The following is a 13,909-nucleotide window of genomic DNA, read 5'->3' as shown; positions in this document are numbered from 1 at the left end:
GTTCTGACCCAACAGACAATGCACCTCACCACGACGCACATCCAGGTCCACCCCACCCAACGCACGCACCGAGGAGAACTCCTTCACGATGCCCGTCATCTGGAGCAGCTCACCACCCGGAACGGCGTCCTTGGCCGGTACGGTCGGCTCGTTCACCGTCGCGTCGGTCTTGCCGAGATCGGGCATCTCGTCCCCTCGTGATGTGCTGTGACTGCGCTCACAGATTTGGGCGCGAGCACAAAGTAGACCGTCTTCTGTCATCAGGGCAAGTAGTTCTGACTAACAACTGTGCAAATGTCCGTTTTGGTTCGTCCAAAAGGGGGTGGTGGGACGCTCAGTCGCTGGTGGAGAACGCTGCGTCGAACGCCGCCGACGGCGGGTCGAACGCCAACCGACGCACGAACTCCAACGCCTCCGGAGCACCCACCAACCGATCCATCCCCGCGTCCTCCCACTCCACCGAGATCGGACCGTCATACCCGATCGTGTTCAACATCCGGAAGCACGCCTCCCACGGCACGTCCCCGTGCCCGGTGGAGACGAAGTCCCACCCCCGACGCGGATCCGCCCACGGCAGGTGCGACCCCAACCGACCATTACGACCATTACCCACCTGACGCTTCGCGTCCTTGCAGTCCACGTGGTAGATCCGGTCCTTGAAGTCCCAGATGAACGAGACCGGATCCAGGTCCTGCCACACGAAGTGCGACGGGTCCCAGTTCAACCCGAACGCCTCCCGATGCCCGATCGCCTCCATCGTCGCCACCGTCGTCCAGTAGTCATAGGCGATCTCCGAGGGATGCACCTCATGAGCGAACCGCACCCCACACTCATCGAACACGTCCAGGATCGGGTTCCACCGATCAGCAAAATCCCGGTAGCCGGCCGCGACCATCTCCTCAGACGCCGGCGGGAACATCGCCACGTACTTCCAGATCGCCGACCCCGTGAACCCCACCACCGTGTCCACCCCCAGACGCTGCGCAGTCCGCGCAGTCAGCTTCATCTCCTCCGCGGCGCGCTGGCGCACGCCCTCCGGGTCCCCATCACCCCACACCCGGCTCGAGAGGATCGCCTCGTGGCGGGCATCGATCGGGTCATCACACACCGCCTGACCCTTCAGGTGGTTCGAGATCGCGTACACCTTCAAGTTGTACTTCTCCAACACGTCCAGCTTGCCCTGCACGTACGCGTCGTCCTCCGCCGCCTGCCACGGATCCAGGTGATCACCCCAGCACGCGATCTCCAGACCGTCATACCCCCACCCCGACGCCAGACGCGCCACCTCCTCGAACGGCAGATCGGCCCACTGACCGGTGAACAGGGTGATCGGACGCGGCATGACGACTCTCCTCAGGACTCGGTGTCGGTGTTGGTACTGGTGTCGGTGGCACCGCCGGTGGCGAGGCGCACCAGCAGGTCGCGGACGTCGGTCGCGGCGATGCGCTCGGCCTTGACCGACGGGTCGGAGCAGATCAGCACCGGCCCCTCCTCGGGGCGCGCAGGCAGCCGGCCGTGGCTGCCGCTGACCGGCGCGGGGTCGAGGGGGACGACGCTCATCGCGTAGCGCAGGCCGACCTTCTTGCGCACCAGGGTCAGCCCCGCCTTGGCCTTGACCAGCTTGTCGTCGGGGTCCAGGAAGAGCTCGGCCGGGTCGTAGCCGGGCTTCTTGTGGATCTCGACGGCCTTGGCGAAGTCGGGCGCGTTGGCGTCGTCGAGCCAGTAGTAGTAGGTGAACCACGCGTCGGGCTCGGCGACCAGCACCAGCTCGCCGGCGCGCTCGTGGTCGAGGCCGTGCTCGGCCTGCGCCTCGCGGTCGAGCACCTGGTCGACGCCGTCGAGGCCCTCGCAGAGCGCGCGCACCCGCGGCAGGTCGGCGGGGTCCTTGACGTAGACGTGGGCCACCTGGTGGTCGGCGACGGCGAAGGCACGCGACGTCCAGGGGTCGAGCAGCTCGCCGGTGGCGTTGTGGTGCACGTGCAGCAGGCCCTCGCGGCGCAGCAGCCGGTTGACGTCGACCGGCCGGGAGGCGTTGGTGATGCCGTACTCGCTGAGCAGGACGACGGTGGTCCCGGTGCGCTCGGCGTCGTCGAGCAGCGGGGCGAGCACGCCGTCGACCTCGCGGGCGGCGGCGACGGCCTGCTCGCTGTCGGGGCCGAAGCGCTGCAGGTCGTAGTCGAGGTGCGGCACGTAGACCAGCGTCAGGTCGTGCTCGGGCATGACCTCGCGGGCGGCGGCGACGATCCACCGCGAGCTGGCGATGCCGGCGGTGGGACCCCAGTAGGTGAACAGGGGGAAGTCGCCGAGCTTGTCGGTGAGGCGGTCGTGCAGCTCGGGCGGCCACGTCCAGCAGTCGGGGGACTTGCGGCCGTCGGCGTGGTAGACGGGGCGTGGCGTGACCGTGGAGTCGACGTCGGCACCCATGGCGTACCACCAGCACACGTTGGCGACCTTGTAGCCCGGTCGCTCGCGGCGGATCACGTCCCAGAGCTTCTCGCCCTGCACGAGCGCGTTGTGCTGGCGCCACAGCAGGACCTCGCCGAGGTCGCGGAAGTACCAGCCGTTGCCCACGATGCCGTGGTCGCGCGGGAGCTTGCCGGTCAGGAACGTCGACTGCACCGAGCAGGTGACCGCCGGCAGCACGGTGCCCAGCTCGGCGGAGAAGCCGGACGCCGCGACGCGCTGCACGCGCGGCATGTGCCGCAACAGGTCGGGGGTCAGGCCGACGACGTCGACGACGAGGAGTCGGTCGGGAACGGTCACGGGGTGGTGGCTCCTTCCATCACGGGCAGCCCCAGCGCGACCAGGCGGTCGCGGGCCCAGGCGATCTCTGCGGCGATCCCGGCCACGAGGCCGGCGTCGTCGCGGGGGCGCAGCTCGGGCGGCAGGACGCCCCAGGTGTAGGTCTCGACCTCGAGGTGGTCGACGACCGGGTGGTCGCCGCCGACCAGCGCCGCGAGGCCGGCCTCGAGGTGCGGGCGGGTGCTCCGCAGCGGCGGCTCGGGGTCGGCGTGCACCGGCACGTGCACGTGGACCCGCCACGGACGGCGTCCGGGCAGCGGCTCGCCGCCGGCGCCGTCCAGGCCGAGTGCCTCGTCGAGGTCGTCGCGGCCGGTCACCCGGGCCCCGACCACCTCGCGGGTCTGGTGCAGGAACCGGCCCTCGGACCAGCCCTCCAGGGCCGTGCGGGTCTCGGTGTCGCCGGGCCGTGCGGCGTGCAGCGCCGCGGAGGCCTGCACCTTGACCACGCGCAGACCGGCCTCGTCAAGTGCCGCGAGCGCCTCGGCGACCTCCTCGAAGCCGACGGCGAGGTGGCAGGTGTCGACGCAGACACCGACCAGCCCGGGGTCGAGGTCGGCCAGCCACGCCAGCCGCCCGGCCGCGTCGGCGGCGGTCTCGACGAGGCAGCCGGGCTCGGGCTCGAGTCCAACCCGGACCGGGCGGCCGACCTCGTCGGCCAGTGCGGCGAGCCCGTCGGAGAGGCGGCGGAGGTGGTCGGCGGCGACGCGGTCGCGGTCGTCGGGCCACGGGGTGCGCCAGGCGAGCGGCAGCGTGGAGACGCTCCCCCGGGCGGCGTCGTCGGGCATCAGGTCGGCCAGCACGCGGGCGCAGTCGAGGGTGAAGTCGAGACGCGCGGCCTCGGCCCAGTCGGGGTGGTAGACGGCCTTCTTGACGACGTCGTCGTGGAAGCCGCGGTAGGGGAAGGCGTTGACGGTGACGACCTCGAGCCGCTCGGCACGGAGCACGGCACGGACCCGGTCGCGCGCGCCGGCGTCGGAGACCAGCTCGTGGGCCACCGCGGCCGGCAGCCAGAGGCCGACGCCGAGGACGTCGGCGTCGAGGGCCGAGCGGACGCCGCCGGCGTAGGTGCGCAGCTGGGCGAGGATGCCGTCGACGGTCTCGGCGGGGTGGACGTTGCTGCCGTAGGAGAGGTGGACGACGCTGCCGTCGGGGTGGCGGAACCTCACGACGTGCGCTCGCCGCGGAGCACCGAGCTCCCCTCGAACGTGTCGGTGGCCTCCACCTGCGGTGCCTCGAGCAGCAACCGGCCGCTCTGGCCGTAGAACTCGACGGGGTTGCGCCACAGGACGCGGTCGACGTCGTCGTCGGAGAAGCCGGCCGCCAGCATCGCCTCGCCGGTCTTGAGCGTGGTGAGCGGGTCGCTGCGGCCCCAGTCGGCGGCGCTGTTGACCAGCACCCGGTCGAGGCCGCGGCGCTCGAGGATGGCGACCATGCGGTGGGGGTCCATCTTGGTGTCGGGGTAGATCGAGAAGCCCATCCACGACCCGGCGTCGTCGACGACGTCGACGGTCACCTCGTTGAGGTGGTCGACCAGGACGTGCTCGGGCGGCAGGCCCACGGCGGCGACGAGGTCGAGGGTGCGGCGGGTGCCGGCCAGCTTGTCGCGGTGGGGGGTGTGCACCATCGCGGGCAGCGCGTGCTCGCCGGCCAGCTCGAGCTGGCGGGTGAACACCGTCTCCTCGGCCTCGGTCATCGAGTCGAAGCCGACCTCGCCGACGGCGACGACGCCGTCCTTGGCGAGGTAGCGCGGCAGGAGGTCGAGCACCGGCAGGCAGCGCGGGTCGTTGGCCTCCTTGGGGTTGAGCGCGATCGTGCAGTGGTGGCTGATGCCGAACTGGGCGGCCCGGAACCGCTCCCAGCCCAGGAGGGCGTCGAAGTAGTCGATGAAGGAGTCGACGCCCGTGCGGGGCTGCCCGAGCCAGAACGCCGGCTCGACGACGGCGCGCACGCCGGCGGCGTACATCGCCTCGTAGTCGTCGGTGGTGCGCGAGGTCATGTGGATGTGCGGGTCGAAGATGCGCATCAGGACTCCTGGGGGTGGCTGCGGTCGAGCAGGGCCTGCGCGTCGTCGGGCACGGCCCGGCCGGCGGCCCGGCGCTCGGTTGCGTAGGACTCGACCATGGTGAGCAGGGCGGGGTCGGTGCGCTCGCCGAGCCCGGAGACCAGGTGGAGCGGGACCCCGACGAACAGGCACTTGAGGACGGCCTGGCGGAACGCGTCGGTGTCGAGGAGCCCGGCCCCGGCGGGCGCGAGGGCCGCGGCGACGAGGCGGACGTCGTTGGTGCGCAGCGCGTCGTGGACCAGCGCCTCGGCCGGGCCGGCACGGTCGGCGTCGACCAGCACGCCGAGGCCGAGCAGGACCGCGCGGCGCTCGGCGGCGTCGCCGAAGCGGTAGAGGTCGGCGACCTCCTGCGCGAGCCGGTCGGGGTCGTCGGCCAGCGCCTCACCGAGCGCGGCCAGCAGCCGCACGCGGACGACGTCCTCGATGCGCTGGTCGCCGGGTGCGGCGTCGGCGGACGGGGCGGCCGGGGTGCGGCCGATCTCGCGGGCGGCGGCGGGGAAGCGGGTGCGGATGCGGGCCGGGTCGGCGCGCACCTCCTCCAGCGCGGCGTCGAGCCGGGCCTGCACCTCGTCGTCGATGGACACGGTCACCGGCTCACCAGCTCTCGGGAGTTGTCCTCGGCCTCGCGCAGCAGGCGCAGGGACCGCTCGGCCACGACGGGGGCGGCGTGCGCCTGCCGCGGCAGCTCGAGCGCGGCCAGGCCGGCGTAGCCGACGTCGAGGAGCGCGCCCAGCGCCTCCACGAAGTCGACCTCGCCGGTGCCGATCTCGAGGTGCTCGTGGACGCCCTCGACCATGTCGTCGACCTGGACGTTGGCGATCAGGTCGCCGGCACGGTGGATGGTCTCGGCCAGCCCGCGCGGCTCGTTGCAGACGACGTGGCCGAGGTCGAGGGTGACCCGCAGCGAGTCGGGGTCGCCGAGGCGGCGGCGCAGCTCGAGCACACCGTCGAGGGTATCGACCAGCATCCCGGGCTCGGGCTCGAACGCGCACACGACGCCGCGCTCGGTCGCGAGCGCGAGGACGGCGGCGACGCCCTCGACCAGGCGGTCCCAGCCGGTGTCGTCGTCGACGCCGGCCGGCAGCACGCCCGACCAGAACGACACGGCCTCGGCGCCCAGGTCGGCGGCGACCTCGACCGCGCGGTGGAGGTAGTCGACGCGGCGGTCGCGGCCGTCGTCGGAGACGAACGTCGGCTCGTGCTTGTGCCGGGGGTCGAGCAGGTAGCGGGCGCCGGTCTCGACGACGACGGCCAGCCCGCGCCGCTGGAGGTGGTCGGCGACCGCGGCGGTGCGCGCCGGCAGCTCGGGGGCGAACGGGTCGAGGTGGAGGTGGTCGAGGGTGAGCGCGATGCCGTCGTAGTCGAGGTCGGCGAGCAGGTCGATCGCGTCGCCGAGGCGGTGGCTGGTCAGCCCGTTGGTGCCGTAGCCGTAGCGCAGGCCGGGGCTCATGTCGGCGAGAGCTTCTTGGACGCCAGCGACGCGGCGGGGGCGGCGGCCAGCAGTGCGACGGCCGTGCGCGGGGCGTCGGAGCCGGCCAGCAGGCCGGCCTGGAGAGGCACGAGGCCGCGGATGCCGGCGCCGGTGGCGGCCCGGACCGTGCCGGCGCTGGGGTCGGAGATCGCCTTGGCCTGCGCCCGGCCCACCGCCACGGCGTACGCCGCCGCGAGGGCGGCCGGCAGCAGCCCGCGCACGCCGCGTCCCTTGCCACGGGCGCGCAGGGCGGTGAGGCCGGCGACGGCGCTGGTGGCGGCGGTGACGGCGGCGGCCGTCGAGGCGCGGGTGCCGTGCACCTCGCCCCGGCTGAGCGCGGTCACGCCGGCGGTGTGGGCGGCGACCAGCAGCGCCGGCGCGGCGGCGGCGCGTGCCGACCCGCCGGCGCCGAGGACGACGTCGAGCCCGCGGGACGCGGCCATCGCGGCCGGTCCGGCGGGACCCTCCTTGAGCACGAGGTCGTAGGACCAGACGACGGCGGTGAGCAGGGCCGCGGTGCGGGCGGCCGGGCGGCCGCCGGCCAGCGCCGCGGTGGCGATGCCGGCGACGGAGAGGCCGCCGGCGATGCCGAGCGCGGTGGACGGCGCGACCCGGCCCGACGGGATGGGCCGCTCGGGCCGCTCGACGGCGTCGAGGTCGCGGTCGGCGTAGTCGTTGAGGGCCATGCCGGCCCAGTAGAGGCAGATCGAGGCGACCGGCATCAGCGCGGCGCGGGGCGTCAGGGCCCCGAGGGCGGCCGCCCCGGCAAGGGTGTCGCCCGGGACGCTCAGCGCCGCGGGGGCGCGGACCAGCTCGGCGAGGTCGGCCAGGCTGGGTCGAGGGGTCACCGGGCGAGTCCTGCGCACCAGGAGACCAGGGCGTCCCACTGGGCACCCAACCGGTGCTCCCCGGTACCCGCAGGATCCTTGAAGAAGAACCCCAACGCACCCTGGGGACCACTCCGCCCCGCCTCGTGGGCCCGAGCGGTCAACCGCGCCAGGTCCAGCACCAACGGAGCCGCCAACGCCGAGTCACACCCCGACCACGTGAACTGCAGACTCATCCGCACCCCCAAGAACCCCTCGAAGGACACGTGGTCCATCGCGGTCTTCCAGTCGCCCAGGTCGGCGACGTAGTCGATGTGCATCGGCCCGTCGACCGGATGACCCAGCATCGCCTCCAGACCACCCCGCTTCGAGGCCGTCTTGCTGGCAGCGGCGGCGGGGTCGGCCAGTGTCGCTCCGTCCCCGCCGCCGAGCATGTTGTACGACGCCCACGACCGCACCCGCAGCGCGCGGGTGGCGAACATCGGTGCCAGCGCCGACTTCACCAACGTCTCACCCGTCTTGCCGTCACTACCGGCCCACGGCACCCCAGCCCGCTCCGCGGCCTGCGCCAACGCCGGCAGCCGCGACCCCGGGCTCGGCGTGAACGACACATAGGAACACCCCGCACGAAACGCCGCCAGCGCATAGACCGACGACACCGGCAACGGCGAGTCCCCCGCGGCCAGGGCCGCGTCCAGGACATCCAGATCAGCCAACGCACCCACCGGCGCAGCCGGAGCCTCGGTACTGGCCACGTCGACCACCACCACCCGGTCCAGGCCCTCGGCCTCACCGAACGCCACCAGGTCCGCGACCAGCCGGTCCACCTCACCACCCTGGGTGGTGCCCTGGGTCGCACTAGCGCTGGTCTCGATGCCCGGACGGATCCGCCGATCAACGGCCTCCAGCTCCTCGGCCACCAACGGCAACAACCCCGCCGGCAGCACCCCACCATGAGCCAGCTGCTCAGCCCGCTTGGTCAACGAACCGTCCGCCACGTCATGGCCACCGAAGACCAGGCCACCCACCGCGGGCAACCCGGCCCGGGCCACCTCCGGCAGCTGGGAGACCAGCCCCACGCTGTCGGTCAACCCTGCGCGCAGCGCCAGGGCGCCGACGATCGTGGTCGTCGCCACCGAGCCGCGAGCACCCACCAGCCAGATCCCGGTCCGGGCGACCCGGTCCTCGGTCGTCAACGTGATCGCCCCTGCATCGTGGTCTCGTGGTGGCGCAGCTCAGTCCCGGGCCGCGACGGCCGGTGACGCCCGTCACTACCGAAGTTAGGAGTCTTTCGCTCCTGCGTCAAGCAAAAGTAGGTCACATCCCGACGTTAACTCCGGGGCGGGGTGTGGCTCCCAGGATGGCACAGCCGGCGGTCACCGGGCCCGGGGTCGTCCCCTGCCCTGGCTCTTCCCGGCCGGTCGGCCCGCCGGCTTCCCCGCCGACCTCCCCGCCGGCTTCCTGGCTGGGGGGCGCGGCGGCTTCCCCGACCGGCTCGCGACCCGTGCCGCCGGCGGCCCGGCCGGGACCGGCTCCGGGCCGGGGCCGCGGAACGGGCGCCACCAGTTCCACTTGCCGAGCAGCGCCATCACGGCGGGCAGCAGCAGGCCGCGGGCCACGGTCACGTCGAGCACGACGGCGACGACCATGCCCACGCCGACCTCCTTGACCGCGATCAGCTCGCCCAGCACGAAGCCGCCGAAGACGATGCCGATGCACACCGCGGCCGCGGTCACGACCGGTCCGGTGGCGGTGATCCCGGCCAGCACCGCCTGGTTGTTGGCATCGCGGCTGTCGTCGCGCCGCCGGTCCCACTCCTCCTTGATCCGGGAGAGCAGGAAGACCTCGTAGTCCATCGACAGGCCGAAGATGAAGACGAACAGCAGCAGCGGGGTGGTGATGTCGAGGGCACCCCAGGGCTCGATCCCGAGCAGCCCGGCGCCCCAGCCCCACTGGAAGACCGCGACCATCACGCCCAGGGTCGCGGCGAGCGTGAGCAGGTTGAGCACCAGGGCCTTGAGCGGGACGACGACCGACCCGGTCAGCGCCAGGAGCAGCACGAACGTCGCCACCAGCACCAGGCCGAGCGCGACGGGCAGCCGGTCGCGGGTGGAGTCCTTGGCGTCGACGAGCTCCGCGGCCGGACCGGCCACCTGCAGCGGCGGCCCGTCGAGGGCCCGGAGGTCGCGGACGAGCTGCTGGGCGCGCGGCCCGGCTGCCGGCCCCTCGGGGATGACCTCGATCCAGGTGACCTCGGCCGCGGCGGGGATGTAGTCGAGGTGGGCGGCCGAGTCCGCGTCGGGCAGGTCGCCGTAGGTGTCGAGCAGCGCGCGCACCTCGTCGTAGGTGCGCTCGCCGTCGACGAGCACGTCGAGCGGCTGGATGCTGCCCTCGTCGAACTTCTCCCGGAGCAGCTCGTAGGACCGGCGCTCCTCGCTGTCGGCGGGGAGGGTCCGGGCATCGGAGTTGGCGAGCTCGACCTGGGTCAGCGGGACGCTGAGCACCAGCAGGCCCGAGGCCACGGCGACGGCCACCAGCCAGGGCCAGCGCTGGGCGAAGCGGGTCGTGGTCGCCAGGACGCCCGGCCCGCGGCGGCGACGGATCCGCCACACCCAGGTCTGCTGGCCCCGGGCGGGGATGTGGCGGTGGCCGATCGCGACCAGCGCCGGCACCAGGGTCAGTCCGGCGACGGTCGCGAGCGCCACCACCAGCAGGCCGCCGAGCGCCATCGCGCCCAGGAGCGGGTCGGCGAAGACGAACAGCCCGGCCATGGCGGTGGTGACCGCGAGCCCGGAGACGAGGACCGCCCGTCCGGCGGTGGCGGTCGTGCGCCGCAGCAGCACCTCGAGCACGGCGTCCGGGTCGGCCGCCGCCTCCTCGCGGAAGCGGAAGATCATCAGCAGGCTGTAGTCGACGGCGAGGCCGACGCCGAGCAGGGTGACGACGTTGACGGCGTACTCGTTGATCGAGACGACGTCGGCCAGCACCGTCAGCGCGAGCAGGGTCGTGGCGATCACCGACAGGGCGGCGACGAGCGGGAGCGCCGCGGCCCGGAGCCCGCCCAGGATGAGCACCAGCACGACGCACAGGACCACCAGCGCGATCGACTCCCCGCGGACGGTGTCGGCGATGGCCTGGTCGGCAAAGGTGCGCTCGGCCAGCAGCTCACCTCCGACGAGCACCTGGGGCGCGTCCACGGCGTGCAGCGCGTCGGCTACCTGGTCGGCGACGCGGAGCGCCTCCTCGTCGTCGAGCGCCCGGTCGAGCTCGACGATCACCAGCGAGCTCTGGGAGTCCTTGCCGATGACGCCGCCGGCGGTGTAGGCGTCGAAGACCGTGTCGACGCCGTCGATCTCGCGGATCTGGTACATGATCTCGCTGGCCTGGTCGACCAGGTCGATCGAGAAGTAGTCGCGGCCGGCGATGACGGCCACCACCTTCTCGCCCTCGGGATCGAGCTCGGCGAGCCGCGCCTCGGCGACCGACGACTCGGCGTCGGGCCGCAGCCCGTCGAGCGTCTCGGTCTTGTCGTAGACCGCGCCGCCGAGGACGGCGCCAGCGATCGCGATCGCGACCCAGGTGCCGATGACCGCCAGGCGCCACCGGGCCAGCCAGCCGCCCAGCCGGGCCAGCACCCCGCCCCCGCTCTCGGGCGGGCCGGTGCGCGGGCGGTCAGCGCTCATCGAGCAGCGCGGTGACGGCGTCGGAGTGGAAGAACGGCTCGAGCTCGGCGCGCAGCCAGCGCTCGAGGACGCCGGACTCGCGCAGCCGCGCGACCACGGGCGGCGCCACCCGGAGGGCCGCGGCCACCAGGTCGGCGCGCCCGAGCCCGCGCTCGGCGAGCACGTCGTCGGGCGTGTAGCCGCCGTACTGCTCGAGGAACGTGTCGACCACCTTGTGGACGAAGGAGACGGTGTGCGGGTGGGCGAGCGTCGTGGTCACGAGGTCCTGGACGGCGCCCGCGACGGCGACGAGCTCGTCGGCCGGGCCGCGCTCGCCGAGCCCCCGCACGGGTTCGGCGGCGACGAGGTCCCAGACCTGCAGGGCGGCCGCGCGGGTGGTGGGGTCGCGCAGGGTCTCGACCAGGATCGCGTTGAGACGGCGCACGGCGAGCGTGCCGCCCTTGCCGACCGTGTCGCCCAGCATCCCGCCGAGCAGGCCGTCGAGCTGCTTGTCGGCTGCGCCGGCGACCCCGGTGGCGGCGGACAGGCCGAGGGAGAACAGGGACCCGAGCCCCGGCACCCGGTTGGCGACGGCCTGGTTGGCCTGGACGAGCTCGGCGACGACGCGACCCATGAACTGGGTCGCCATCGCACCGACCAGCGGGTTGTCCGTCAGCCGCTCGAGCGCGCGCTCGAGCGCCGGGGTGAGGTCGTCCAGCGCGTCGAGCAGGGCCTCGACCTGCTCGCGCTCGACGACGTCGCTCAGCGGGAACGGCTTCGCCGGGCCCTCGCGCAGCACGTCGCGCACGACCTCGCGCAGGGCCGCGGCGCCGGCGCCGCCGGGGGAGGTGGTCAGGGCGCGGGTGACGGCGTCCTTGACCCGGTCGGCGTCGACGAGGTCGGCGACCTGCTGGTCGCCGACGGCGTCGAGGACCAGGCCGGCCAGGTGGGCCACGAAGCCCTCGGGGCCGGTGTCCTCGAAGCGCGCGAGGTGGTGGGCGACCTGGGCGTCGAGGAGGCGCCCGGCCAGGGAGTCAGCGGACAAGGCCGGCCTCCAGCTCGGCGAGACCGTCGGCCAGCGACACCGCGGGCGTCCAGCCCCAGCGCCGCGCCCGGTCGGCCAGCACCTGGCCGGTCCACGCCGGCTCGTCGACCCAGACCGGCTCGACGCCGACCGCACGGGCGACGGCGCCGAGGTAGTCGCCCCAGGTCGCGGGCTCGCCGGCCACGTTGACCGGCGTGCAGGCACCTGCGACCGGGCCGGTCTCGGGGTCGTCGGTGGTCACGACCCGCCCGCAGGCGAGGTCGGCGGCCAGCGCGGCCAGGTCGGTCACGTGGACCCAGGCGAACGACTTCCGGGGCGAGGCGTGCCGCTCGCGCTCGTCGTCGCGGACGGCGGCCGGGCGCAGGGTGTTCCAGATCGAGCTCTCGCCGGCCCCGAGGATCGCCGGCGGCCGGAGCAGCACCCGGGTGGGGCCGTCGACGGCGGCCAGCGCCAGGTCGAGGTCGCGCTTGGTGGCGGCGTAGTCGCCGGCCTCGTCGGGCGCGAGCGGACCAGACTCGTCGACGTCGCCCTGCCCCGGGGATCGGTCGTAGACGGCCGCGGTGGAGACGTGCACCACCCAGGTGACGCCGGCGTCGGCCGCGGCCCGGGCGAGCGTCGTGGTGCCCTCCACGCCGACGCGCTGCTGGGTCGCGCGGTCCTCGCCCATCGGGTGCACGGTGGTGACGACGGCGTCGGCACCGGCCACCACGTCGGCCGCGAAGTCGGGGTCGGTGAAGTCACCGACGCGCTCGTCGACGTCGCCGGTGGTCGGCGCGGTGCCGGCGCGGCGTACGACGGCGCGCACGGTGGCACCGCGCTCGGCCAGCGCCGCGCAGACGTGGGCGCCGACGAGCCCGTTGGCGCCCGTCACGACGACCACGGGGGTGGGAGCGAGGGAGGTCATGCGGTCAACCCTGGCACGGCGGTCAGCGGCCCAGCACCTCGCGCAGCGCCGCGAGCACCAGCAGCGCCGCGTCGGGCCGGGCGTTGTGGCCCATCAGCCCGATCCGCCAGACCGTGTCGGCGTACGGCCCGGCCCCGGCGCCGATCTCGATGCCGTGCCGCTCCAGCAGCTCTCGTCGTACGCCGGCGGCGTCGACGCCGTCAGGGACCTCGACCGTCGTCAGCTCGGGCAGCCGGCTGCCCTCCTGGGCGAACAGCTCGAGCCCGAGCTCCTCCAGGCCGTCCTGCAGCTGGCGACCGGCGGCCTCGTGGCGCGCCCAGACCGCCGGCAGGCCCTCGTCGAGGATGCGGGCCAGGCCCGCGTGCAGGCTCACGACCATCGCGACCGGGGCGGTGTGGTGGTAGGTGCGCTTGGCGGTGCCCTTGCTGCTGGCCTCGCCGACGTAGCCGCCGAGCAGGCCCAGGTCGAGGTACCACGAGCGCGGCCTCTCGACCCGCCGTTCCCACGCGCGCTCGCCGATGGTGAACGGCGCCAGGCCAGGCGCGACGCCGAGGCACTTCTGGGTGCCGGCGTAGCCGAGGTCGACGCCCCAGTCGTCGGCGCGCAGCTCGATGCCCCCGATCGAGGTGACGGCGTCGACCAGCAGGCACGCGTCGGGGAGGGACGAGCGCAGGGCCGCACCCAGGGCGGCGATGTCGGAGCGGGCCCCGGTGGAGGTCTCGGCGTGCACGGCCGCGACGACCTTCGGCGACGGGTGCGCCGCGACCACGCGGTCGACGTCGACCGGCGTGCCCCAGTCGTGCTCGACCGGCACCACCTCGGCGCCGCACCGCGACGCCACCTCGACCATCCGCTGGCCGAAGAGCCCGTTGACCGCGACCACCACGACGTCGCCGTCGGAGACGGTGTTGACGAACGCCGCCTCCATCCCGGCCGACCCGGTGGCCGACAGCGGCAGCGTGCGCGCGTTGTCGGTGCCCCAGACCTGGCGCAGCATCGCGCAGGTCTGGTCCATCAGCTCCACGAAGGCCGGGTCGAGGTGGCCCAGCAGCGGGAGGCCGAGGGCCGACGTCGCCTCGGGGTAGGGGTTGGACGGGCCGGGTCCGAAGAGCTTGCGCTCGAGCACGGTCATGCCG

The 13,909-nt window shown here is 73.8% G+C and carries 12 protein-coding genes and 1 pseudogene; all 13 read right to left on the bottom strand.

Going from position 1 to position 13,909, the window contains the following annotated elements:
- A pseudogene (locus tag AC4MBH_RS23330) lies at window positions 1-186 on the bottom strand (sugar ABC transporter ATP-binding protein); the annotation flags it as partial.
- A gap of 148 nt (window positions 187-334) precedes the next feature.
- Window positions 335-1,342 (bottom strand): sugar phosphate isomerase/epimerase family protein, encoded by a 1,008-nt coding sequence (locus AC4MBH_RS23325; RefSeq protein WP_491797806.1) that lies wholly within the window; start codon window positions 1,340-1,342, stop codon window positions 335-337.
- A gap of 11 nt (window positions 1,343-1,353) precedes the next feature.
- Window positions 1,354-2,763, bottom strand: coding sequence for an alkaline phosphatase family protein (locus AC4MBH_RS23320; protein ID WP_491797805.1), 1,410 nt, complete (start codon window positions 2,761-2,763; stop codon window positions 1,354-1,356).
- A complete protein-coding gene (gene eboE, locus AC4MBH_RS23315; RefSeq protein WP_491797804.1) occupies window positions 2,760-3,968 on the bottom strand; it encodes a metabolite traffic protein EboE in 1,209 nt (402 codons plus the stop codon). The genes AC4MBH_RS23320 and eboE overlap by 4 nt, the downstream gene beginning before the upstream one ends.
- A complete protein-coding gene (locus tag AC4MBH_RS23310) occupies window positions 3,965-4,825 on the bottom strand; it encodes a TatD family hydrolase (protein ID WP_491797803.1) in 861 nt (286 codons plus the stop codon). The genes eboE and AC4MBH_RS23310 overlap by 4 nt, the downstream gene beginning before the upstream one ends.
- A complete protein-coding gene (locus AC4MBH_RS23305; RefSeq protein WP_491797802.1) occupies window positions 4,825-5,448 on the bottom strand; it encodes an EboA domain-containing protein in 624 nt (207 codons plus the stop codon). The genes AC4MBH_RS23310 and AC4MBH_RS23305 overlap by 1 nt, the downstream gene beginning before the upstream one ends.
- Before the next feature lie 2 nt (window positions 5,449-5,450).
- On the bottom strand, window positions 5,451-6,314 hold the full coding sequence (locus AC4MBH_RS23300; protein ID WP_491797801.1) for a sugar phosphate isomerase/epimerase family protein: 864 nt from the start codon (window positions 6,312-6,314) through the stop codon (window positions 5,451-5,453).
- A complete protein-coding gene (locus tag AC4MBH_RS23295) occupies window positions 6,311-7,183 on the bottom strand; it encodes an SCO3242 family prenyltransferase (RefSeq protein ID WP_491797800.1) in 873 nt (290 codons plus the stop codon). The genes AC4MBH_RS23300 and AC4MBH_RS23295 overlap by 4 nt, the downstream gene beginning before the upstream one ends.
- Complete coding sequence (locus AC4MBH_RS23290) at window positions 7,180-8,358, bottom strand: inositol-3-phosphate synthase (protein WP_491797799.1); 1,179 nt, start codon at window positions 8,356-8,358, stop codon at window positions 7,180-7,182. The genes AC4MBH_RS23295 and AC4MBH_RS23290 overlap by 4 nt, the downstream gene beginning before the upstream one ends.
- A gap of 180 nt (window positions 8,359-8,538) precedes the next feature.
- Window positions 8,539-10,845, bottom strand: a complete 2,307-nt coding sequence (locus tag AC4MBH_RS23285; RefSeq protein ID WP_491797798.1) for an MMPL family transporter — start codon at window positions 10,843-10,845, stop codon at window positions 8,539-8,541.
- Complete coding sequence (locus AC4MBH_RS23280; protein ID WP_491797797.1) at window positions 10,835-11,869, bottom strand: hypothetical protein; 1,035 nt, start codon at window positions 11,867-11,869, stop codon at window positions 10,835-10,837. The genes AC4MBH_RS23285 and AC4MBH_RS23280 overlap by 11 nt, the downstream gene beginning before the upstream one ends.
- Window positions 11,859-12,773, bottom strand: coding sequence for an NAD-dependent epimerase/dehydratase family protein (locus AC4MBH_RS23275; RefSeq protein ID WP_491797796.1), 915 nt, complete (start codon window positions 12,771-12,773; stop codon window positions 11,859-11,861). The genes AC4MBH_RS23280 and AC4MBH_RS23275 overlap by 11 nt, the downstream gene beginning before the upstream one ends.
- Before the next feature lie 22 nt (window positions 12,774-12,795).
- A complete protein-coding gene (locus AC4MBH_RS23270; RefSeq protein ID WP_491797795.1) occupies window positions 12,796-13,905 on the bottom strand; it encodes a pyridoxal-phosphate-dependent aminotransferase family protein in 1,110 nt (369 codons plus the stop codon).
- Between the last annotated feature and the right edge of the window lie 4 nt (window positions 13,906-13,909).

Source organism: Nocardioides sp. WJ219 (assembly GCF_058559815.1).
Note: the sequence above shows the minus strand (reverse complement) of the source record. Positions and strands in the feature narration are given on the sequence as shown.